Annotated in this window: 22 protein-coding genes, 1 other RNA gene and 1 pseudogene; 21 read left to right on the top strand and 3 right to left on the bottom strand. The window is 58.4% G+C overall.

Going from position 1 to position 19,651, the window contains the following annotated elements; all coding sequences use genetic code 11:
- The first annotated feature begins 33 nt into the window (after nt 1-33).
- The 7 genes from RBH71_RS07675 to RBH71_RS07645 all read left to right on the top strand — a co-directional run bounded on the left by RBH71_RS07675 (nt 34) and on the right by RBH71_RS07645 (nt 4,910).
- Nucleotides 34-306, top strand: a complete 273-nt coding sequence (locus tag RBH71_RS07675) for a DUF4164 domain-containing protein (protein WP_003511407.1) — start codon at nt 34-36, stop codon at nt 304-306.
- 11 nt (nt 307-317) lie between these two features.
- The gene (locus RBH71_RS07670) at nt 318-695 is read left to right on the top strand and encodes a cell division protein ZapA (RefSeq protein WP_003511406.1); all 378 of its coding nucleotides are present in this window, start codon (nt 318-320) and stop codon (nt 693-695) included.
- A gap of 78 nt (nt 696-773) precedes the next feature.
- A non-coding RNA gene (gene ssrS, locus RBH71_RS07665) (6S RNA) lies at nt 774-932 on the top strand.
- A 234-nt stretch (nt 933-1,166) separates the two neighbouring features.
- Complete coding sequence (locus RBH71_RS07660; RefSeq protein WP_003511405.1) at nt 1,167-2,429, top strand: hemolysin family protein; 1,263 nt, start codon at nt 1,167-1,169, stop codon at nt 2,427-2,429.
- Nucleotides 2,429-3,010 (top strand): 5-formyltetrahydrofolate cyclo-ligase, encoded by a 582-nt coding sequence (locus RBH71_RS07655; protein WP_111803052.1) that lies wholly within the window; start codon nt 2,429-2,431, stop codon nt 3,008-3,010. Before RBH71_RS07660 ends, RBH71_RS07655 begins: the two co-directional genes overlap by 1 nt.
- Nucleotides 3,011-3,115: 105 nt before the next feature.
- Entirely contained in the window at nt 3,116-3,940 is an 825-nt protein-coding gene (locus RBH71_RS07650) for a TIGR00282 family metallophosphoesterase (protein ID WP_003511403.1), read from the top strand.
- Nucleotides 3,941-4,067: 127 nt separating this feature from the next.
- Nucleotides 4,068-4,910 carry an MBL fold metallo-hydrolase gene (locus RBH71_RS07645; RefSeq protein WP_035251509.1) on the top strand — a complete coding sequence of 281 codons (843 nt, stop codon included), beginning with the start codon at nt 4,068-4,070 and terminating at the stop codon, nt 4,908-4,910.
- Nucleotides 4,911-4,948: 38 nt separating this feature from the next.
- On the opposite strand, the gene RBH71_RS07640 is transcribed toward RBH71_RS07645, so the two are convergent.
- Complete coding sequence (locus RBH71_RS07640) at nt 4,949-5,452, bottom strand: pyridoxamine 5'-phosphate oxidase family protein (protein WP_003511401.1); 504 nt, start codon at nt 5,450-5,452, stop codon at nt 4,949-4,951.
- A 200-nt stretch (nt 5,453-5,652) separates the two neighbouring features.
- Here RBH71_RS07640 and RBH71_RS07635 point away from each other — a divergent pair, with 200 nt between their 5' ends.
- A complete protein-coding gene (locus RBH71_RS07635) occupies nt 5,653-6,399 on the top strand; it encodes a YebC/PmpR family DNA-binding transcriptional regulator (RefSeq protein ID WP_003497595.1) in 747 nt (248 codons plus the stop codon).
- Between the two features lie 54 nt (nt 6,400-6,453).
- Here RBH71_RS07635 and RBH71_RS07630 read toward each other — a convergent pair whose 3' ends face one another.
- Nucleotides 6,454-7,455: an LLM class flavin-dependent oxidoreductase gene (locus RBH71_RS07630; RefSeq protein WP_003511400.1), complete on the bottom strand. Its 1,002-nt coding sequence runs from the start codon at nt 7,453-7,455 to the stop codon at nt 6,454-6,456.
- Between the two features lie 132 nt (nt 7,456-7,587).
- Nucleotides 7,588-9,897 (bottom strand): methyl-accepting chemotaxis protein, encoded by a 2,310-nt coding sequence (locus tag RBH71_RS07625; protein WP_035251502.1) that lies wholly within the window; start codon nt 9,895-9,897, stop codon nt 7,588-7,590.
- A gap of 247 nt (nt 9,898-10,144) precedes the next feature.
- Here RBH71_RS07625 and ruvC point away from each other — a divergent pair, with 247 nt between their 5' ends.
- The 13 genes and pseudogenes from ruvC to pal all read left to right on the top strand — a co-directional run bounded on the left by ruvC (nt 10,145) and on the right by pal (nt 19,592).
- Complete coding sequence (gene ruvC, locus RBH71_RS07620) at nt 10,145-10,657, top strand: crossover junction endodeoxyribonuclease RuvC (RefSeq protein ID WP_003511398.1); 513 nt, start codon at nt 10,145-10,147, stop codon at nt 10,655-10,657.
- Nucleotides 10,658-10,688: 31 nt separating this feature from the next.
- Nucleotides 10,689-11,306 (top strand): Holliday junction branch migration protein RuvA, encoded by a 618-nt coding sequence (gene ruvA, locus RBH71_RS07615; RefSeq protein WP_003511397.1) that lies wholly within the window; start codon nt 10,689-10,691, stop codon nt 11,304-11,306.
- A gap of 126 nt (nt 11,307-11,432) precedes the next feature.
- Nucleotides 11,433-12,472: pseudogene (gene ruvB / locus RBH71_RS07610) on the top strand (Holliday junction branch migration DNA helicase RuvB).
- A 52-nt stretch (nt 12,473-12,524) separates the two neighbouring features.
- A complete protein-coding gene (locus tag RBH71_RS07605; protein WP_075807662.1) occupies nt 12,525-12,743 on the top strand; it encodes a DUF2945 domain-containing protein in 219 nt (72 codons plus the stop codon).
- Nucleotides 12,744-12,780: 37 nt separating this feature from the next.
- Nucleotides 12,781-13,359, top strand: a complete 579-nt coding sequence (locus tag RBH71_RS07600; protein ID WP_003511394.1) for a DinB family protein — start codon at nt 12,781-12,783, stop codon at nt 13,357-13,359.
- Nucleotides 13,359-13,886: an NUDIX hydrolase gene (locus RBH71_RS07595; protein ID WP_003511393.1), complete on the top strand. Its 528-nt coding sequence runs from the start codon at nt 13,359-13,361 to the stop codon at nt 13,884-13,886. The genes RBH71_RS07600 and RBH71_RS07595 overlap by 1 nt, the downstream gene beginning before the upstream one ends.
- Nucleotides 13,883-14,419: an NUDIX hydrolase gene (locus RBH71_RS07590; protein ID WP_111803051.1), complete on the top strand. Its 537-nt coding sequence runs from the start codon at nt 13,883-13,885 to the stop codon at nt 14,417-14,419. Before RBH71_RS07595 ends, RBH71_RS07590 begins: the two co-directional genes overlap by 4 nt.
- Nucleotides 14,416-14,856 (top strand): tol-pal system-associated acyl-CoA thioesterase, encoded by a 441-nt coding sequence (gene ybgC / locus RBH71_RS07585; protein ID WP_003511391.1) that lies wholly within the window; start codon nt 14,416-14,418, stop codon nt 14,854-14,856. Before RBH71_RS07590 ends, ybgC begins: the two co-directional genes overlap by 4 nt.
- 261 nt (nt 14,857-15,117) lie before the next feature.
- The gene (tolQ, locus tag RBH71_RS07580) at nt 15,118-15,837 is read left to right on the top strand and encodes a protein TolQ (protein WP_003511390.1); all 720 of its coding nucleotides are present in this window, start codon (nt 15,118-15,120) and stop codon (nt 15,835-15,837) included.
- Between the two features lie 46 nt (nt 15,838-15,883).
- Entirely contained in the window at nt 15,884-16,342 is a 459-nt protein-coding gene (gene tolR / locus RBH71_RS07575; protein WP_003511389.1) for a protein TolR, read from the top strand.
- 8 nt (nt 16,343-16,350) lie between these two features.
- Nucleotides 16,351-17,520, top strand: coding sequence for a hypothetical protein (locus RBH71_RS07570; RefSeq protein ID WP_013761817.1), 1,170 nt, complete (start codon nt 16,351-16,353; stop codon nt 17,518-17,520).
- A gap of 20 nt (nt 17,521-17,540) precedes the next feature.
- The gene (gene tolB / locus RBH71_RS07565) at nt 17,541-18,848 is read left to right on the top strand and encodes a Tol-Pal system beta propeller repeat protein TolB (RefSeq protein WP_003511387.1); all 1,308 of its coding nucleotides are present in this window, start codon (nt 17,541-17,543) and stop codon (nt 18,846-18,848) included.
- Nucleotides 18,849-19,058: 210 nt separating this feature from the next.
- Entirely contained in the window at nt 19,059-19,592 is a 534-nt protein-coding gene (gene pal / locus RBH71_RS07560) for a peptidoglycan-associated lipoprotein Pal (RefSeq protein WP_003511386.1), read from the top strand.
- The last annotated feature ends 59 nt before the right edge of the window (nt 19,593-19,651 follow it).

Here is a 19,651-nt window from a genome sequence, read left to right as displayed (position 1 = left end):
ATTCGGCCGGTTACTTGCGAGTTGGAAAAAACGATGTCGGCTGAGAAGACCGTACAATCTGCGGTGACGGAGCTGAGCGCTGCCATCACAAATCTCGAAAATGCCATCGATATGCGTATCGAACGGCAAAGGGAGACGGGCGAAATCGATAACGAGGTCAAGCGGGTCCATGTCGATCGCGCAAGGCTCGCGCACGAGCTGGACCAGGCCGAGTTTCGCGCCAATCGTCTCGAAGAAGTCAACCGCGAGGTTTCCCGTCGTCTGGTGACGGCGATGGAGACGATTCGCGCGGTGCTGGATCGATAGGGAGCGGTTTCATGGCGCAAGTTACTGTTATGATCGACGGCAAGGCCTACCGCATGGCTTGCGAGGCAGGGCAGGAAGAGCACCTGACCGATCTCGCTACCCGTTTTGACCGTTATGTGGGGCATCTAAAGAGCCAGTTCGGCGAAATCGGTGATCTGCGCTTGACCGTCATGTCGGGTATCATGGTGATGGACGAACTTTCCGAGCTCAACCGCAAGATCGAAAAGCTTGAGGGGGAAATAGCGTCCCTTTCTCGCAACCGCGACGGTATGGCCGAACACAAGGCAAGATCGGACGAGATGGTTGCCGTTGCCATCAGCGATCTGGCCGACCGTCTGAACGGTATTACCGAAAAACTCCTGGCGCGGCCAAAGCCTGCGGCGCATTGATCGCCGGCAAAGCTTTCCAGCAACAAAATTCGTTCTTGGCCCTCTGGTGGTTTGGTTGGATACGTCCTATATCTAAGAGGCGTTCTGCGCTTCCCGACAGGAACCACAATCCCTGGGGCCATACTCGATCCAAAGGGAGCTGTCCCTGGCCAGTCCCGTGGGGCTGGACACATGGCGCCCACCTACATTTGTAGGCACCCAGGATCGTAAATCTCCATCGGTCGCCGTGGATCGCACTTGAAGTTTCGGGTCACTCCCCGATTCTTCTTCTGACTCTCATAGTGTCGACAGTTATTTTTCATTGCTGCCGGAGACGGCTTTTTTATGCTGCTGTCATTGCAATGGCGGAACAATTCCCTATTATCTCAATTGGTATGTCTGTCATGCCCTTTTTTTTGAAAGAGGGCGCTGCGGCCAAAACCGCGACGTGCCGTTCAACAGCCCAAAGAGCTAAACTTGTTTACTGAAATTATGATCGTGGTCCTGCTCACCGTATTGAACGGTGTGCTTGCCATGTCCGAGCTTGCCGTTGTCTCCTCCAGACCGGCGAGGCTCAAAGTGCTTGCCGCGCACGGCAGCAAGGGCGCCACGATGGCGCTCGGTCTTTCCGAAAATCCCGGACGCTTTCTTTCCACGGTGCAGATCGGCATCACTCTGGTCGGCGTTCTCTCCGGTGCGTTTTCCGGTGCCACCCTCGGCGCACGGTTCACGGCATGGCTGTCGGTGCAGGGCGTCCCCGATCGGGTTGCCGATGCGTTGGGCGTGGGCTCCGTGGTCGTCGCCATCACCTATCTGTCGCTGATCGTAGGCGAACTGGTGCCGAAGCAGATTGCGCTGCGCGATCCGGAAAAGATCGCTGCCCGTGTTGCACCCACTATGGTGATGCTCTCCAAGGTCGGCGCGCCACTGGTCTGGTTTCTCGACAAATCCGGTAAAGCCATCCTTGCGCTTCTCGGCCATAGCGGCACGTCCAATGCATCGGTCACGGATGACGAAATCCGCACGGTTCTGGCGGAAGCTCATAGCGCCGGCGTCATCGAAACCGAGGAATCGGCGATGATCACCAGCGTCATGCGCCTTGCCGACCGTAATGCCCGTGGCCTGATGACGCCGCGCCGCGACGTGGAAGTCGTCGATATTGAAGACAGTGCGGAAGAAATCCGTGTTCAGCTTCGGGAAACGCAGCGTTCCCGCCTGCCCGTGCGCAACGGCGCCTCCGATGAAATTCTGGGCGTGCTTTTCGCCAAGGACGCTTTCGATGCGCTGGCATCCGGCAAGGAGCTGAACGTGCGCGAGCTTCTGCGCGAAGTTCCCGTCGTCTCGGATCTGACGAGTGCTGTCGATGTCATCCAGTCATTGCGCCGCTCCACCGTGCATATGGTGCTGGTCTATGACGAATACGGCCATTTCGAAGGTATCGTCAGCTCTGGCGACGTTCTGGAAGCAATCACAGGTGCCTTCCAGGAAGACAATGACGAGGAGCCGGCGATCGTCGAGCGCGAGGACGGTTCGTTCCTCGTTGCCGGCTGGATGCCCGCCGATGAGTTCGCTTACCGCATGGGCTTCCAGATCGACGAAGACGCCGAGTTCGAGACCGTTGCCGGTCTGGTGCTTGACGAGTTCCGTCGCCTGCCGGAACTGGGCGAACACATCACCCGCAACGGCTGGCGTTTTGAGGTCATAGACCTTGATGGACACCGTATCGACAAGGTGCTCGTGAGCCGGGCTGCCTGATGTCTGGCGACATCGCCGAAAAAGCAAGGCTGCGCGGCGAAAGGCTTGCCGCGCGTGATGCGTTGCAACAAGCCGAGCGTCAGCAAAAAAGCGAGGCGATGACGGCATATGGTGCATCTGCCATTCCGTTCTCGCCAGGTGCCGTTATTTCCGGTTTCATGCCCATCCGTTCAGAGGCCGATATTCGGCCGCTGATGGAGGCACTGCGGACAAGAGGCGGGCGCCTCGCCCTTCCCGTTGTGCTGAACCGGGAGACCATCGTTTTCCGCGCCTTTGATGCGGATGCACCGCTGGTGAAGACGGGCTTCGGCACGACCGGTCCGGCAGAGGACGCAGAAGTTCTCGATCCGGATATTCTGCTCGTCCCGCTTTCCGTCTTTGACGGGCAGGGTCAGCGTATCGGTTATGGCGCGGGTCATTATGATCGCGCTATTGCGAGATTGCACGGCAAAGGCCGAGCGCCCGTTCTCATCGGCGTCGCATTTGATTGTCAGGAAGTGCCATCCGTGCCGGCGGAGCCGCATGACGTGCCGCTTCAGGCGGTTCTGACGGAGAGTGGCCTGCGCTGGTTTTCGGCTTAGCCGTTGATGACCGATGGGAAAAAGGCGCTTTAGCACTTTTTAAAAGATGGATTACCCGTTAGAGGGGACGGAATTTAGGAACATGCGCAAGATCGGGGCGGGTGAATGAGGCTTCTTTTTCTCGGAGATATGGTTGGCAAGACCGGACGCACGGCTGTCTGGGACAGGTTGCCCGGGCTTATTTCCGATCTGAAGCTCGATTTCGTCATCGTTAATGGCGAAAACGCCGCCGGTGGTTTCGGCATCACCGAGGATATCTATCTCGAAACCATCAATGCCGGTGCGGATGTGGTGACGACCGGCAACCATGTCTGGGACCAGAAGGAGGCCGTTTCCTTCTGCGAGCGCCATGACCAGTTCCTGCGGCCAGCCAATTATCCCGATGGTACGCCGGGCAAGGGCTCGGGCATTTTTTACGCCCGCAACGGCGCGCGTGTGCTTGTCGCCAACATCATGGGCCGGGTCTTCATGCATCCGGAACTGGACGATCCCTTCAAATCGGCGGAGAACATTCTCGCTGCTTGCCCGCTGAAGGAGCAGGCCGACGCCATCATCTTCGATTTCCACGCGGAAGCGACGAGCGAAAAACAGTGTTTCGGTCATTTCGTTGATGGACGTGCAAGCTTCGTTGTCGGCACCCACACCCATGTTCCGACTGCTGACGCCCAGATCTTGAACGGTGGCACGGCCTATATGTCGGACGCCGGCATGTGCGGTGACTACGACAGCTCGCTTGGCATGGAAAAGGAAGAGCCGATCAACCGCTTCATTTCCAAAATGCCGAAGGGCCGTTTCGAAGCCGCCAGTGGACCTGCGACGATCTGCGGCGTCGGCGTCGAGATTTCCGACCGGACCGGCCTTGCGGAAAAGATCGCACCGCTGCGAATTGGCCCGAGGCTCTCCGAAACCCTCCCGTCCTTCTGGGCGTGAGCTTTCGGCTTCTAGCGCTCATCACCCGTTCACAATGACGAGATCGTGAGCGTTCCGCCGCTGTTGGCGCTGGACGCCCTGCAAAACCTGCCTCATCTTCCTTTCTTCGCAAGTTCGAGGGAGTGGCATGATGCTGCGCGTGCTAATGCTTGCAATGGCCGGACTGGTTGCGTGCGCGGGAGCGGCCTTTTCCCAGGCTGGAAGCCGCCCTCCCGTTAGCCAGTGCCAGGCAATCGCCCGCAACATTCCCGGCGTCATGTTCGCCAGCTTCAAACCGGCAGGTGCCCAGCTGGCGCAGGCCACGGCTAAGGAAGAGGTGAAGATCAGCTTCATCGGCCATTCCACCTATCTCATCGAAAGTCCTGGCGGCGTGACGATCGCCACAGATTATAATGGTGTCTATCGCCCACCGGTCACGCCGACAGTGGTGACGATGAACCGGGCGCATATGACGCATTTCACTCTCAGTCCGGATCCGGCCATTCAGCATGTGCTGCACGGTTGGAGCGATACGCCCGGAGACAAGGCCGAGCACAAGCTTCTGGTCGGTGATGTCTATATCCGCAACGTCGCGACTGACATTCGCAACCGCTGGGGCGATTACGAATCCTTTCAGGAAAACGGCAATTCCATTTTCATCTTCGAGGTTGCGGGGCTGTGTATCGGCCATCTCGGCCATCTGCATCACGAACTGACGGACAAGCATTATGCCGAAATCGGTCGTCTGGATGTGCTGATGGTTCCAGTGGATGGTGGTTTGACGATGGGGGCCGACAGCATGAGCCGCGTGGTCAAGCGCCTGCGCTCCGCACTGATCTTGCCCATGCACCGCACTGGGCCTCCGTTGGAGCAGTTTCTGACGATGTTTGGGGAAAGCTTCCAGATTGCCTACGCAAAAGATGCGATCATCCGGGTCTCAATGAGAAACCTTCCCCGCCAGCCGCAGATACTGGTGCCTAAAGGCATGTAGTAAAGCGACCGGCGAGGAAAGTCGGGGGAGTCGGTATCTCAGGCGAAGGCGAGGTGCTGGCGAACGCCGACATCAGGCATTTTATCGTCGGACATATTGGCCTTGGCGATTTCCCAGCCGAATTTTAGCGTGCTGTCAGTCGAGGCCCAGATTTCCGCATCGTCAACATGCAGCGCCAGCATCGTCAGTTGCGGATCGCTCTTACCGTGCTCGTACCATGCTGCGGTGACAGAGTTCCAGTATTCTTCGATCTTTGTCCTGTCGTCGCGCGCCTCGAGCACACCCGAGAGGCAGGCGTGATAATCATGGTCCTTGCCGACGACACAAAAATGAGCCCGCGAACCCGGCTTCAGCGTTTTGACGAGATCGGTGTCTTTCTTGGAGAAAAACCAGATCGTGTTGGTCTTGGGGTCGGCGTGCGGTGCCATCGGCTGCATATGATTGTGCAGGCCCTCGAGGCCAAGCATGCCGGCATGGACCGAATTGACCTCATCCCAGAGCTGGCGGGCAGGGTTTTCTCTTGCTTCAGTCAGGCTGACCATGTGTTTCCTCCGTTGGGTTTGCTGCGGCGATCGGGAGGGTGAAAAATGTCCCGCTCTTCCGCTTTCATTGTCAAAACGAAAAGCGGATAAATCAGTTCCTTATATTCTTGCGGCCAAGAGAAAGCGCTTGCGGGCTTGAACGGCGGGCATATCGCACTTATAAGGCCCGCAATCTCCAAATTAAGACAATCAGGTTTTCCATGGCTGGTCATTCACAGTTCAAGAACATCATGCACCGCAAGGGCAAGCAGGACTCCGTTCGGTCCAAAATGTTTTCCAAGCTTGCGCGTGAAATCACCGTTGCGGCAAAGGCGGGCATGCCCGACCCGAACATGAACGCGCGCCTGCGCCTGGCAATTCAGAACGCCAAGGCCCAGTCCATGCCGAAGGACAATATCGAGCGCGCGATCAAGAAAGCTTCCGGTGCAGACAGCGAAAACTACGATGAGGTCCGTTACGAGGGTTACGGCCCGGGTGGCGTCGCCGTCGTCGTCGAGGCCTTGACCGACAACCGCAACCGCACCGCCTCCAACGTCCGCTCCATCTTCACCAAGGCTGGTGGCGCACTCGGCGAAACCGGATCAGTTTCCTTCTCCTTCGACCGCGTCGGTGAGATCACTTACAAGGCCGAAGTCGGCGATGCCGACAAGGTCATGGAAGCGGCTATCGAAGCTGGTGCCGACGATGTCGAATCTTCTGAGGACGGTCACACCATCATCTGCGGTTTCGAGGCGATGAACGAGGTTTCCAAGGCGCTGGAAGGCGTGCTCGGCGAAGCTGAAAGCGTCAAGGCCATCTGGAAGCCGCAGAACACGGTGCCGGTGGATGAGGAAAAGGCGCAGTCGCTGATGAAGCTCATCGACAATCTCGAAGACGATGACGACGTGCAGAGCGTCTATTCCAACTTCGAAGTTTCGGAAGAAATTCTCGCCAAGCTTTCCGCCTGACGGTTCAGATTTAAAAAAAAGCCCCGGCAGCGTCCTCGCTCCGGGGCTTTTTGTTTAGGCGGCCTTCCTGATGGAGGTCCGCACATCGGCGAAGATCTCCACGGATCGCAGCCGTTTTTCGATATTGTGGATCGGCATCGAGACGATCAGTTCGTCGGCCTGCGTTTCGGCGAGGAAGCCGTCGAGGTGGCGTCCGATTGTTTCAGGCGAGCCGACGGCGGCGAAACGCAAGGTATGTTCCACCGAAAAACGCTCCATCTCGTTCCAGTGGTCGTCCATGCTCTGAACCGGCTTGGGGAACGGGACGCGTACATTGCGGCGCAGGTTGACGAATTGCTGCTGTGACGAGGTGAAGAGATATTGCGCCTCCTCGTCGGTATCGGCGCCGACTCCCATCACTCCAACCATCACATAGGGCTTGTCCAGCGTCGCAGAGGGCTGGAAGCGCTCGCGATAGATATGGATCGCCTCCATCAGCATGTCAGGCGCAAAATGCGACGCAAAGGAATAGGGCAGGCCGAGTGCCGCTGCCAGATGCGCGCTATAGGTGCTTGAGCCAAGCAACCAGAGCGGCACGTGCGAATTCATGCCGGGCACGGCAAGGATCGCCTGATCCTGCTGGGGCTGGCCAAGGTACTGCTGGAGCTCGATGATGTCGTGCGGGAAGTTCTCCGCACCGGCATCAAGATTGCGGCGCAGCGCCCTTGCCGTCCGCATATCCGTTCCCGGCGCGCGGCCAAGTCCGAGATCGACCCGGCCAGGCAACAGTGCCGCCAGCGTGCCGAATTGTTCGGCAATGACGAGCGGGGAGTGGTTAGGCAGCATGATGCCGCCTGAACCGACGCGAATATGTTTCGTGGCGGCACCAACATGGGCGATCACGAGCGATGTGGCTGCGCTCGCAATACCAGGCATGCCATGGTGCTCCGCAAGCCAGATGCGGTTGTAACCGTGGTCTTCAGCCTTGATCGCCATGCGGCGAGAATTTTCAAGCGCCTGGCTGACGCTCTCGCCTTCGCCGATTGGCGAAAGGTCGAGAATGGAAAAGGGGATCATCCAACGCTCCTACACAAATTCTGTCTTTGATGCGGATGTAAGGCGCGTGTCCCGATTTACCATAGAAGTCGCGCAGAATTGAAGGATGGTTCAAAAAAATTGGGGCCTCGAAAGAGGCCCCTTTTCATTTTTTTAGCCCGCTCGACGGAATTGCCGGGTTTCGCGATGGTCTGGAGGTTGCCGGTCGGAAGCGAGCACGAATTGTCCGAGCCTGCCGTCCATCTCTCCCGCCTCGGAAGCGAGATTGTGAATGGCCGCCGTCGTCTCCTCCACCATGGCGGCGTTTTGCTGGGTCATGGTGTCGAGACTGGTGACGGTGCTGTTGATTTCAGCAAGCGTATGCGCCTCCTCGCGGGTGGATTCCATGATCTCTTCGATGCGGGAACTGATGGTCTGCACGTGCTTGCCGATGCCGGTTAGCGAGGCCCCCGCCTTTTCGACCAGTGCCACGCCGGTGGAAACCTCGTCGGTGGAGCGCTTCAGCAGGCTGGTGATTTCTTTTGCGGCGGCGGCCGAGCGTTGTGCCAGCTCGCGCACCTCCTGCGCCACAACGGCAAAACCCTTGCCGGCCTCGCCCGCACGCGCGGCTTCCACACCTGCGTTCAGGGCGAGAAGGTTGGTCTGGAAGGCGATTTCATCGATAACGCCGATGATCTGGTTGATCTGGCGCGACGAGGTCTGGATCGCTTCCATGGCGGCGATGGTCTGCTCCATGACGTGGCTGGACGCAGTGGCCTGCGTACTGGCGTCGCGGGCGATCCGTGTTGCCTGTTCGGCACGTTCGATCTGGTCGCGGACGGCTTCGGTGATTGCCTTGATGGCGCTTGCCGTCTCGGTAATGGAGGCGGCCTGCCGTTCAGTGCGCTCAGCGAGCTGGTCTGCACCTACCCGCATTTCCTCCGAGCCGCCGCGAACGGCGGCGGAATTGCCGCCGATGGCCTGCATGGTCTCGCTGAGCCTTGCAAGCGCCGTATTGAAGTTGTGGCGCAGACTTTCAAGATCGTCTGGGAAGACAGTCTCAATGCGATAGGCGAGATTGCCGCTTGCCAGTCGATCCAGCCCTTCGTCAAGAGAACGCACGACCATTTGCAGCGTGCCGGCCTCGGCCTCTCGTTCCGCAAGATGTGCGCGGCGTGCCGTTTCGGCTTCCTCGCGCGTGCGGGACGTGGTCGCTTCCATTTCCCGCTGCAAAATGAGTTTTTCGCGGAAACTGCCAAGCGCGCGCGCCATGCGGCCGATCTCGTCCTTGCGGTCCTGATTGCCGATCTCGGCATCGAGACGGCCTGCCGCCACTTCGCCGGTCAGCCCGGCCAGCTTCTCCAGCGGTGCGAACAGGCGCCGTGCAAAAAAGGCGGTTGCCGCGCACATCGCTGCCAGAACGCAAAGGCCGATGACGGCTAGCGTGCCGGCAATCGAAATGGAACCGGCGTTCAACTCACTGCGCAACATGCTTTCCACCGCGAGGTATTTTTCACCGGCAAACGAGAAGGCGCGGGCATAGGCATTGGCTTCGCCGTCCGGACGGTTGATCTTGGCGATCGTCATGCCGGACGTATTGAGTGCTTGTGCATGGAAGCCATAGATTGCCGGATTAAGGCTGACGAGACCGTTGCCGTCCACGCCCAGAACCTTGCCATCGGCGGAAACGATCGCGGATTGTTCGGAGCTGCCGGCGGAGATGCCTTTCGCGAGGATCTGGCTGAAGACCTCTTGTTTGACGCGGAAGAGAACGATGCCCTTGAACGCACCGAATTTGACTACCGGAATGCCGAAATAGATGCTGGCCTCTTTAGTCGCGGCGTCGATGCGCAGGCCGGAGAAACTCGTCTGCGCCACGTCGTTCACGGCTTTTCCTGCGTTGGTGGCTCCGCGCGCAAAAGCAGCCCCAAGGCCGCTATCCGCCCAGGCGCCACCCGTGACGGTTTCCCCGAAAGCCGGTCCTTTCAGATAGGAGTAATAAACCGTGCCGGCCGGATCGATGAAGAGAACATCGCTGAATGGGGTTCCCTTGAGGTAGCCGCCGATATCCGTCTGGGTTTTTTCATGGGTGGAATAATAAAAGCCGCTCGGATTTTCGGGCTTGATGAGCTTTTCTTTCTCTCCGTAGGGGTTTTCCTTGACGAAGACGCGTTGCAGTTCCGCCTTTGCGTCGCCGGAACTCTTCTGCACGGTGCCCCAGCCGCTGCGCATGGAAACTACCGCCATCTGCAGGGATTCGATCTTGGCGATGGAATCCGCCTGCGTTTCAAGCTGCTCAAGGCGTTCCTGCAGCATGTCGCCCCTGAAGACGAGAATGCTCTCCATGGATTTCGACGCCTGTTCCTCGAGAACGCCGCTGCTGCTTTGATAGCCGAGAAGCGTGAGAGCCCCGGTCGAGATCGTCATCAGCGCAAGGAAAATCACGAGCACTTTGGTGGATATGGAATGAAAACGGTTCAGCATGGCCGATGCAGCCCTCAATGCCGTATCACTTCCCGCACCATGCATTGATGGCGCCACCGGATGGCTGATATGGCGAAAATATTGCGCTGCGGATCATCATGTCCGCAGCTCCCCTTTTTGATTTTGTGCGGGAACAATGCGGTACGCGGTTTAAGCAGAGGTAAATGCTGCACTGCAAATTTGATCAATGTTGTCGTTTTGTTCACTTATCGCTGGCAGGGTCGCAGCCGAAAAGATAGGGTGGCTTATGCAAAAGACGATTCGAATCATCGGTATCGACCCCGGGTTGCGGCGCACCGGATGGGGTGTCATCGAAACCTTCGGCAACAGCCTTCGGTTTGTCGCTTCCGGCACTGTGACATCGGATGGTGATATGGATCTCGCCTCCCGCCTGTGCCAGCTGCATGATGGGCTGGCGGATACCGTTCACAGCTATCAGCCCGATGAGGCGGCGGTGGAGCAGACGTTCGTGAACAAGGATGCTGTCGCCACGCTGAAGCTCGGTCAGGCGCGCGGCATTGCCATGCTGGTTCCGGCGCGGGCAGGGTTGCCTGTTTTCGAGTATGCGCCGAACGCGGTCAAAAAAGCCGTCATAGGTGTTGGGCACGGCGAAAAGCAGCAAATCCACATGATGCTGAAAATCCTGATGCCGAAAGCAGAATTCAAGGGTAACGATGCGGCGGACGCCTTGGCGATCGCAATCTGCCACGCCCATAATCGCGGCGGCGACAGGATGGCGCGGCTATTGGCGGCCGGTTGAATATTGAAGTCTCATTGCAGCGGGCGGCATCATGATCGGAAAACTTAAAGGCACCATCGAGGAAATCGGTACGGATTACGTGCTGGTGGATGTGCACGGCGTTTGTTACGTCGCCTATTGCTCGGCGCGCACACTCTCAAAAATAGGTTCCGCTGGTGAAGCGGTCGTCCTCTTCATCGAAACCTATGTGCGCGAAGACCAGTTGAGGCTGTTCGGCTTTTTGTCCGCACTTGAGCGGGAATGGTTCAATCTCCTGCAGAGCGTGCAGGGGGTCGGTTCGAAAGTGGCGCTGGCCGTCTTGTCTACCCTGTCGCCTTCTGAACTCGCCAATGCGATAGCGCTGCAGGACAAGGTGATGATTTCGCGTGCGCCGGGCGTAGGGCCGAAGGTGGCGGTGCGCCTCGTTACCGAGCTTCGCAACAAGGCGCCTGCCTTTGCAGGAGAAGCTTCGGCTTCCATCGGGCTCAAGCAGGAACTTGGCGAGGGTGTCGCCTCCGCGCCGGTGGCGGATGCCGTGTCGGCGCTCACCAATCTCGGCTATTCACGCGATCAGGCCGCAAATGCCGTTGCGGCAGCGCTGAAGAACGGCGGGGAGGGCGGCGACAGCGCCAAACTCATCCGGCTCGGCCTGCGCGAACTTTCACGCTAAGCTGCGCGCAGCAAGCGAACGAAGCCGGGTGCGATGCTGAATTTCGTGAAGCGCCTTCGTGCGACAGTCGTGATATAGCGGCGAAGACCATCTCTTGAATTGGTTTAGAACAATGGAATGCCCTCTATGAGCGATGCGGACAGACTGATTTCGGCGGACAAGCGCGGTGAAGATATCGACACCACAATGCGCCCGCAGTCGCTGGACGATTTTACCGGCCAGGCCGAGGCTCGCGCCAATCTCAAGGTGTTTATCGAGGCGGCAAAGAACCGTGGCGAGGCGCTGGACCATGTGTTGTTCGTCGGGCCTCCCGGTCTCGGCAAAACCACGCTGGCGCAGATCATGGCCAAGGAGCTTGGCGTCAACTTCAAGTCCACCTCTGGACCAGTGATCGCCAAGGCTGGCGACCTTGCCGCACTTTTGACCAATCTCGAGGAGCGCGATGTGCTCTTCATCGATGAAATCCATCGTCTCAACCCGGCAGTCGAGGAAATTCTCTATCCGGCAATGGAGGATTTCCAGCTCGACCTCATCATCGGTGAGGGCCTGCGGCCCGCTCGGTGAAGATCGATCTTTCCAAGTTCACCCTCGTTGCCGCGACCACGCGTCTTGGTTTGCTGACAACGCCGCTGCGCGACCGCTTCGGCATTCCTGTCCGTCTGGCCTTCTACACTGTCGACGAGCTGGAACTGATCGTTCGGCGCGGCGCGCGGCTGATGGGTCTGAACATGACCGACGATGGCGCACGCGAGATAGCAAGGCGTGCACGCGGCACGCCGCGCATCGCCGGACGGCTCTTGCGCCGGGTTCGCGATTTCGCTGAGGTGGCACGGGCGGAAGCCGTCACCCGTGAGATTGCCGACGAAGCACTGACGCGGTTGCTTGTCGACAAAATGGGTCTCGATCAGCTGGACATGCGCTATCTGACCATGATCGCGGTCAATTTCGGCGGCGGCCCTGTTGGTATCGAGACCATCGCCGCTGGCTTGTCGGAGCCGCGTGATGCGATCGAAGACATCATAGAACCCTACATGATCCAGCAGGGTTTCATCCAGCGCACGCCGCGCGGCCGCGTTCTGACCGGTACTGCCTGGAAACATCTGGGCATGCAGCCGCCTAAAGATCTCGAGGCGGCGCAATTCCGGCTGACGCTGGAAGAGGATTGAGGGAACAAGCCCGGCGCTTTCGCATTTGATTTTCTTTGGTCAGGAAATGATGATGTCTGGATATCGCAAGGGTACGAAGGTTCGCTGGAAATGGGGCAACGGAACCGGCGAAGGAAAAATCGTCGAGACGTTTACTGATGATGTCGAAAAAACGATTTCCGGTTCCACGATAAAGCGCAAGGCCAGCAAGGACGAACCCGCTTATCTTATCGAGCAGGAAGATGGGGCGAAGGTTCTGAAGAGCAAGTCCGAGCTCGAACACGTCGATTGAAAAGCGGCGTTATCAGGCGCCATGAGAAGGGACGTCGATGGCCTACGATCCGACGCGGGTTTTCCGCAAACTCGCGCGCAACAACCGGCTGGCTAATTTAAGGCTGCATCAGGCTTGTCTTCAGCTGTTGCAGGAGGAATTCGTGGCCGCTCGCGTCAGCTTCTTTCCAACCCTTCGGGCGACCCTGAACCACATCTACACCGTTGACCTGTTTTATATCGACGCGATTAAAGGCGGGACGCTCGGCCTTGCCGCTTTTGAAGAGGAAGAGCCTTTCGCCACCATGGCGGAGCTGCATGTTGCCCAAGCGAAACTGGACGAAGAACTCATCGATTTTGTCGACATGCTGGATGAAGACGGCCTCGCTGCCATCGTCAATATTCATCGTGGAACACGCATCCAGCAGGATCGCTGCGATGATGTGTTGTCCCATCTCTTCCAGCATCAGACGCATCATCGCGGGCAGGTGCATGCCATGTTGTCCGGCACCATGATCAAGCCGCCACAACTGGATGAATTCATTGTGGGAGACGACGCAAAGGCGAGAAAAGCCGAGATGGATGCGTTAGGGTGGACGGAAACCGATTTGATGTTTCCAGCCAGCAGGTTCAGTTAATGACACAAGACACCACGGTGCAGGACACCCGTATCCGCATGAAATTCAAGCCGAAACGCATTTTCCAGATGCGCGTTGCGGGGCTGGCGTTTCGGGATGGCCACGTGTTGGTGCACCGCGCGTCCCATGAGAAATTCTGGACCTTTCCGGGTGGCCGCGCCGAAATGGGCGAGCGTTCCGAAGAAACGCTGGCGCGCGAAATGGTCGAGGAACTTGGCGTCGAAGCGAAGGTCGGGCGGCTTCTATGGGCGGTCGAGAATTTTTTCCATTATGAGGGTAAGGAGTGGCACGAACTCGGTTTCTATTACCTGATGGATTTGCCAGAGACCCTTGCCTTTCACCCCACGGATATCATTCACCGCGTTCAGGATGGCGATAACGAGCTGGAGTTTCGCTGGGTCGCTGCGACCCGTGATGCATTGACCGAACTCGATATTCCGCCCTATTTCATCGCGGATGAAATAGAACACCTGCCTGAGACCACAAGACACCTTGTCTGGTATGACGGCGACCTGGACGCCAAATGACTTCTGCCCCTGAGCGCCATATGATCCGGCTGGACCGCAAGCCGCAGCTGTTCAGCATGCGTGTGGCGGCGTTGATTTTCCACGACAACTATCTTCTCGTCCAGCGTGGCGCCAAGGATAGCTATTGGGCCCTGCCGGGCGGGCGGGCGGAAATCGGTGAAAGCTCCGAGCAGACCATCATCCGCGAGATCGGCGAGGAGCTTGACCGGGATTGCGTTGTCGAGCGTCTTCTCTGGTCGGCGGAGAATTTTTTCGCCTATGATGATTATGCCGCGCATGAACTGGCATTTTATTATCTGGTTTCGCTGCGCCAGCCTTTGCCGTTCCATGAAAGCGATATAGTGCATCGCGTGCTGGATGGCGTCGAGGTGGAGTTCCGCTGGCTGCCCGCGCAGCCTTCCGCGCTGCTGGAACACGATCTCAGACTCCGTTTCATTGCTGAGCGCATCGAGATGCTGCCTCAGCGCCACGAGCATCTTATCGTCCGCGAAGGTCGTTCAGGTGCGGCCGAACTTTCCAAGGAGATATCATGAGCGAGCTTGTGGTTTCGCTTTCCGGCGAACTCATCGAACATGGGCACCGCCTGACCCAGCGGGTCTATTATGAGGACACGGATTTTTCCGGCCTCGTTTATCACGCGCGCTATCTGCATTTTCTCGAGCGCGGTCGAACCGACTACCTGCGTTGCCTCGGCTGCGAGCAAAGCGCACTCCTGACCGCCGACGAGGAGGGTCTCGTTTTCGTCGTCCATCGTATGGAGATCGATTTCAAGAGCCCGGCCCGGATGGATGATGTGTTGACGATCACCACCCTTACCGAAAAGGCAGGGGGCGCAAAAATGGTGCTCAATCAGGAAATCCGGCGCGGCGAAACGCTCCTTGTTGCCGCCAAGGTCATCATCGCCGTCATCAATGCCAATGGCCGGCCAAGGCGCCTTCCGGAGACGGTGGCCGAAAAATTCCTGAAGTAAGTTCGGGGCTGGTCCAGTAAATCCATCAGACGTGGCGCGGTTGTAACACTCCTTTAACCATAATGGTGTCTTACTTTAGCAACTGGCATTTGTGCGGCGCACGCCTTCCTTTCACCAAATTTATTGGCAAGTAAGGCTTACTGGCAAGTATCGGGGTATGGCAAAGGGGTTTGCGGCTGTTGCTGCATAGCTTCGAGCGTTAACACGCGTTTGAATCGCCCGGTCCCGTACCGGGCGTTTGGATTCGGGGATTGGATATTTATGGAACAGGCAGGTTTGGCAGCGGCGACGCACGATGTAAGTCTCTGGGCGCTGTTTATGCAGGCGGGCCTCATCGTGAAGTTCGTGATGATTGGACTTATCGCCGCCTCGGTCTGGACGTGGGCGATCGTCTTCGACAAATACGTAAGCTTCGGCAAGGCAAAGCGCCAGTTCGACCAGTTCGAACAGGTCTTCTGGTCTGGCCAGTCGCTCGAGGAGCTTTACCGCACTCTGGCAGAACGCCAGAATGTTGGTCTCGCGGCAATTTTCGTTTCCGCCATGCGGGAGTGGAAGAAATCATTTGAACGCGGCGCCCGTTCACCCATCGGTCTGCAAATGCGTATCGACCGGGCAATGGACGTGACGATTGCTCGTGAAGGCGAACAATACGAGGCCCGCCTCGGTTCGTTGGCGACGATCGGTTCTGCCGGTCCGTTCATCGGCCTCTTCGGTACGGTCGTTGGTATCATGACCTCGTTCCAGGCGATTGCCGGTTCGAAGTCCACCAACCTTGCGGTCGTGGCGCCGGGTATCGCCGAAGCGCTTCTGGCAACGGCCATCGGTCTTGTCGCGGCTATTCCGGCGGTTATCGCCTACAACAAGTTCACGGCTGACGCGCACAAGCTTTCCGCTCGCATGGAAGGTTTCGCCGACGAGTTCTCCGCGATCCTGTCGCGCCAGATCGATGAAAAACTTCAGACGCGGCAGGCAGCCCAATAAGCGCGCCGCGCAGTAATTTGCCGCAAGGCAAAATGGAGTAGATGTTATGGGTATGTCAGCAGGTGGCAGCAGCGGCGGTTCCGGTGGACGCCGTGGGCGCGGCGGACGTCGCAGGGGCGGCGCGATCAGCGAAATCAACGTGACGCCACTGGTTGACGTCATGCTTGTGCTGCTCATCATTTTCATGGTGGCCGCACCGATGATGACGGTCGGCGTTCCGATCGACCTGCCGCAGACATCTGCCAACGCGCTGAATTCGGATACGCAGCCGATCACGATTTCCGTCAATGCCAATGGCCAGATCCATTTGCAGGAAACGGAAATCCAGGCGGCCGAGGTGGCCGACAAGCTGCAGGCAATCGCCACGACAGGTTATAACGAACGCATCTTCGTGCGCGCGGATTCCGTTGCCGCCTACGGCGTCGTCGCCGACGTGATGGCGCGTATCCAGGCAGCGGGCTTCAAGAATATCGGCCTTGTGACCCAGCAGAAACAGGATAATTGACGTCAGCGATGAAGGGCAGCCTTACCACATCCGCGATCGTGCACGCATCGCTTCTGGCTTTCGCCCTCGTTTCCCTGGGCTCGCCGGAGCCTCTTGACGTGTCGCAGGCTGAGGCACTGCCTGTGGAGCTGGTGCCAATCGAGGAATTGAGCCAGATCCAGCAAGGCGACAAGAACGCGCCGAAGGCGGAAAAGTCGGCCCCGGTTCCGACTACACGTCCGGATATCGTTCCGAACGCTCAGAATGTCGGCAACAACGTGGCCGATATAGAAGCGCCGCCGACACCTACTACAAAGCCGAACGACAATATCAGTGCGGCCGCTCCGCCAAAGCAGGAAAAGCCGCAGCCGGTTGTCGACACCAAGGCGAATGAGGTGAAGGAAATCGTCAAGGAAGAGACCTCGGCTCCGAAGCCGCAGGAAATGGCCGCCTTGCCGCAGACCAAGCCCGAGATCGCGCCGCAACCGAAGACGGAGCCGCCGCCGCAGGAAACGAAAGCGGAAGAGCCACCCCCGGTGCAACAGGAACCGGCCGAAATTCCCGTGCCGCCGAATGTGCCGCGCCCGAATTCCCGCCCGGAGCCGCCGAAGCCGGAAGTGCCGAAACAGGCTGAGACCAAACCTGCCGAGCAGAAGCCCGCTGAGAAGCCTGCAGAGACCAAGCCCGATCAGGCAAAGTCCACGGACAAGCCTTCCGACAAGAAGCCGGGTGAGAAAAAGCAGGAAACGGCGAAATCCGCTTCGTCGAAGGAAAGCGATTTTAACGCTGACGATGTTGCCGCGCTTTTGAACAAGCAGGCGCCCTCCGGTGGTGGTGCAAAGCGCTCCACCCAGCAGGCATCGCTTGGCGGCAAAAAGACCACGGGCGGTTCGACGCTCAGCCAGACGGAAATGGATGCGCTGCGTGGCGCAATCCAGAAAAACTGGCAGATCATTCCCGGCATGGCGGATGCCTCGGACGTTCGCGTTCGGGTCACCATGAAGCTTGACCGTGATGGATCCATCATCGGCCGACCCGAGATCGAAGCAACGGGTGGTTCCGAGGGAACGCGTCGCGCCCTTTCCGGTGGTGCCTATCGCGCCATCATGCGTTCTGCTCCGTTCACGAACCTTCCTGCCGACAAATATGATGCATGGAACGAAGTCGTAGTGAATTTCGATCCCAGTGAATTGCTATGAATGCTGAAAGGCCTGGCAACATGAAGATATTTTCGCCGATCCGGCTGGTGCTCGCTGTCGCGGCCCTTATGTCGGTTTTCTCCGCACCGGCTTTTGCGCGGGTGGAAATCAACATCAACAAGGGTAACGTCGAACCCTTGCCCATCGCCATCACCGACTTCATCTCGGGTGACGGCATCGGCGCGCAGGTATCGGCCGTAATTGCTGCCGATCTGCAGCGTTCCGGCCTGTTTGCGCCAGTCAACAAGAGTGCCTTCATCGAAAAAATCGCCAACCCGGATCAGCAGCCGCGTTTTGAGGACTGGAAGGTTATCAACGCGCAGGCACTCGTAACGGGCCGCGTGACGCGTGAAAGCGATGGCCGTCTGCGTGCGGAGTTCCGCCTTTGGGATACTTTCGCAGGCCAGCAGATGACCGGGCAGCAGTTCTTCACGCAGCCGGAAAACTGGCGCCGTGTCGCCCACATCATTGCGGACGCCATTTATGAGCGCGTCACCGGTGAAAAGGGTTACTTCGATACCCGCGTCGTTTTCGTCTCCGAAAGCGGCCCGAAGACAGCCCGCAAGCGTCAGCTGTCGATCATGGACCAAGACGGCTTCAACGTCCGTAACCTCACCAATTCGAACGACATCGTTCTGACGCCGCGTTTTTCGCCGAACCGTCAGGAAGTCACCTACATGTCGTTTGAAGGCCAGCAGCCGCGCGTTTACCTGCTGCAGCTGGAAACCGGACAGCGCGAAGTGGTCGGTAATTTCCCCGGCATGACATTCTCGCCGCGCTTCTCGCCGGATGGCCAGAAGGTCATTATGAGCCTTCAGCAGGATGGTAACGCCAATATCTACACCATGGACCTGCGCTCACGAACCACGACGCGCCTGACGAACACGTCCGCGATCGATACTGCACCGTCATTCTCCCCGGATGGGCAACGTGTTGCCTTTGAAAGCGACCGTGGCGGCCGTCAGCAAATTTACGTGATGAATGCCGATGGTTCAGGACAGCAGCGTATTTCGTTCGGCGACGGGTCGTATTCCACGCCGGTCTGGTCGCCACGCGGCGATCTGATCGCCTTCACCAAACAATCGGGCGGCAAGTTCTCGATTGGCGTGATGAAAACCGACGGTTCGGGTGAGCGCATTCTGACCAGCGGCTTTCATAATGAAGGCCCAACATGGGCGCCGAACGGCCGTGTGCTGATGTTCTTCCGCCAGAACGCTGGTGCTGGCGGTCCGCAGCTCTATTCGATCGACTTGACCGGCTACAACGAACAGCTGATCAAGACTCCCACCTTCGCTTCAGACCCGGCCTGGTCGCCGCTTCTGGACTGATATTGACTGCCATGACGGCGCCGGCCCAACCGGCGCCGTCATGTTTTTACATATGCCGTACGGGAAACTGCCTCTTTCTTGCCGCAAAGTGTTGTGAGGGAGCAAAAAAGTGGGACGTTTCCTTTCTGTTAACCATAAGCGTTTGCCGGCTATTAACCTCGATCCGTTAGTGTCTGGCAACGTTATTGCAATCCCAAGGAGAGACCGGCGATGAGCCGTACACACACTTCGGCACTCAGCCCGATGCAGAAACTGGCCCGTAATCCGGCTGTTATCGCCATGACGCTCGCTCTTGCTCTCGCAGGCTGCGCGAACAAGAAGAACATGCCGAACAGCGCCGGTGAGCTCGGTCTCGGCGGTGCGGGTTCTGCGACGCCCGGCTCCCAGCAGGACTTCACGGTTAATGTTGGCGACCGCATCTTCTTTGATACGGACTCGACGTCCATCCGTGCAGACGCGCAGCAGACGCTGCAGCGCCAGGCACAGTGGCTTGCCCGTTACCCGAAATACGCCATCACCGTCGAAGGCCATGCCGACGAGCGCGGTACGCGTGAATACAACCTGGCGCTCGGCGCCCGTCGTGCCGCTGCAACCCGTGACTTCCTGGCGTCCCAGGGCGTTCCGGCAAGCCGCATGAAGACGATCTCCTACGGCAAGGAAAAGCCGGTCGCCGTCTGCGATGACATTTCCTGCTGGTCGCAGAACCGCCGCGCTGTGACGGTTCTCGGTGGCGCAGGCATGTAATCGCCTGACGCTTTTGTGATCTCGAATGGAAGGCGGTCTATGGGCCGCCTTTCGTTTTT

The organism is Rhizobium sp. AN68, assembly GCF_030758035.1.
GTDB lineage: Bacteria > Pseudomonadota > Alphaproteobacteria > Rhizobiales > Rhizobiaceae > Agrobacterium > Agrobacterium tumefaciens.
The sequence above is the reverse complement of the archived record's forward strand: the minus strand, read 5'-3'. Positions and strand labels throughout refer to the sequence as shown.

What these genes read in the sequence shown, in the direction of transcription:
- RBH71_RS07675 (WP_003511407.1), top strand. Translation starts at nt 34, where the DNA reads ATGTCGGCTGAGAAGACCGTACAATCTGCGGTGACGGAGCTGAGCGCT.
- RBH71_RS07670 (WP_003511406.1), top strand. Translation starts at nt 318, where the DNA reads ATGGCGCAAGTTACTGTTATGATCGACGGCAAGGCCTACCGCATGGCT.
- RBH71_RS07660 (WP_003511405.1), top strand. Translation starts at nt 1,167, where the DNA reads ATGATCGTGGTCCTGCTCACCGTATTGAACGGTGTGCTTGCCATGTCC.
- RBH71_RS07655 (WP_111803052.1), top strand. Translation starts at nt 2,429, where the DNA reads ATGTCTGGCGACATCGCCGAAAAAGCAAGGCTGCGCGGCGAAAGGCTT.
- RBH71_RS07650 (WP_003511403.1), top strand. Translation starts at nt 3,116, where the DNA reads ATGAGGCTTCTTTTTCTCGGAGATATGGTTGGCAAGACCGGACGCACG.
- RBH71_RS07645 (WP_035251509.1), top strand. Translation starts at nt 4,068, where the DNA reads ATGATGCTGCGCGTGCTAATGCTTGCAATGGCCGGACTGGTTGCGTGC.
- RBH71_RS07640 (WP_003511401.1), bottom strand. Translation starts at nt 5,452, where the DNA reads ATGGTCAGCCTGACTGAAGCAAGAGAAAACCCTGCCCGCCAGCTCTGG.
- RBH71_RS07635 (WP_003497595.1), top strand. Translation starts at nt 5,653, where the DNA reads ATGGCTGGTCATTCACAGTTCAAGAACATCATGCACCGCAAGGGCAAG.
- RBH71_RS07630 (WP_003511400.1), bottom strand. Translation starts at nt 7,455, where the DNA reads ATGATCCCCTTTTCCATTCTCGACCTTTCGCCAATCGGCGAAGGCGAG.
- RBH71_RS07625 (WP_035251502.1), bottom strand. Translation starts at nt 9,897, where the DNA reads ATGCTGAACCGTTTTCATTCCATATCCACCAAAGTGCTCGTGATTTTC.
- ruvC (WP_003511398.1), top strand. Translation starts at nt 10,145, where the DNA reads ATGCAAAAGACGATTCGAATCATCGGTATCGACCCCGGGTTGCGGCGC.
- ruvA (WP_003511397.1), top strand. Translation starts at nt 10,689, where the DNA reads ATGATCGGAAAACTTAAAGGCACCATCGAGGAAATCGGTACGGATTAC.
- RBH71_RS07605 (WP_075807662.1), top strand. Translation starts at nt 12,525, where the DNA reads ATGTCTGGATATCGCAAGGGTACGAAGGTTCGCTGGAAATGGGGCAAC.
- RBH71_RS07600 (WP_003511394.1), top strand. Translation starts at nt 12,781, where the DNA reads ATGGCCTACGATCCGACGCGGGTTTTCCGCAAACTCGCGCGCAACAAC.
- RBH71_RS07595 (WP_003511393.1), top strand. Translation starts at nt 13,359, where the DNA reads ATGACACAAGACACCACGGTGCAGGACACCCGTATCCGCATGAAATTC.
- RBH71_RS07590 (WP_111803051.1), top strand. Translation starts at nt 13,883, where the DNA reads ATGACTTCTGCCCCTGAGCGCCATATGATCCGGCTGGACCGCAAGCCG.
- ybgC (WP_003511391.1), top strand. Translation starts at nt 14,416, where the DNA reads ATGAGCGAGCTTGTGGTTTCGCTTTCCGGCGAACTCATCGAACATGGG.
- tolQ (WP_003511390.1), top strand. Translation starts at nt 15,118, where the DNA reads ATGGAACAGGCAGGTTTGGCAGCGGCGACGCACGATGTAAGTCTCTGG.
- tolR (WP_003511389.1), top strand. Translation starts at nt 15,884, where the DNA reads ATGGGTATGTCAGCAGGTGGCAGCAGCGGCGGTTCCGGTGGACGCCGT.
- RBH71_RS07570 (WP_013761817.1), top strand. Translation starts at nt 16,351, where the DNA reads ATGAAGGGCAGCCTTACCACATCCGCGATCGTGCACGCATCGCTTCTG.
- tolB (WP_003511387.1), top strand. Translation starts at nt 17,541, where the DNA reads ATGAAGATATTTTCGCCGATCCGGCTGGTGCTCGCTGTCGCGGCCCTT.
- pal (WP_003511386.1), top strand. Translation starts at nt 19,059, where the DNA reads ATGAGCCGTACACACACTTCGGCACTCAGCCCGATGCAGAAACTGGCC.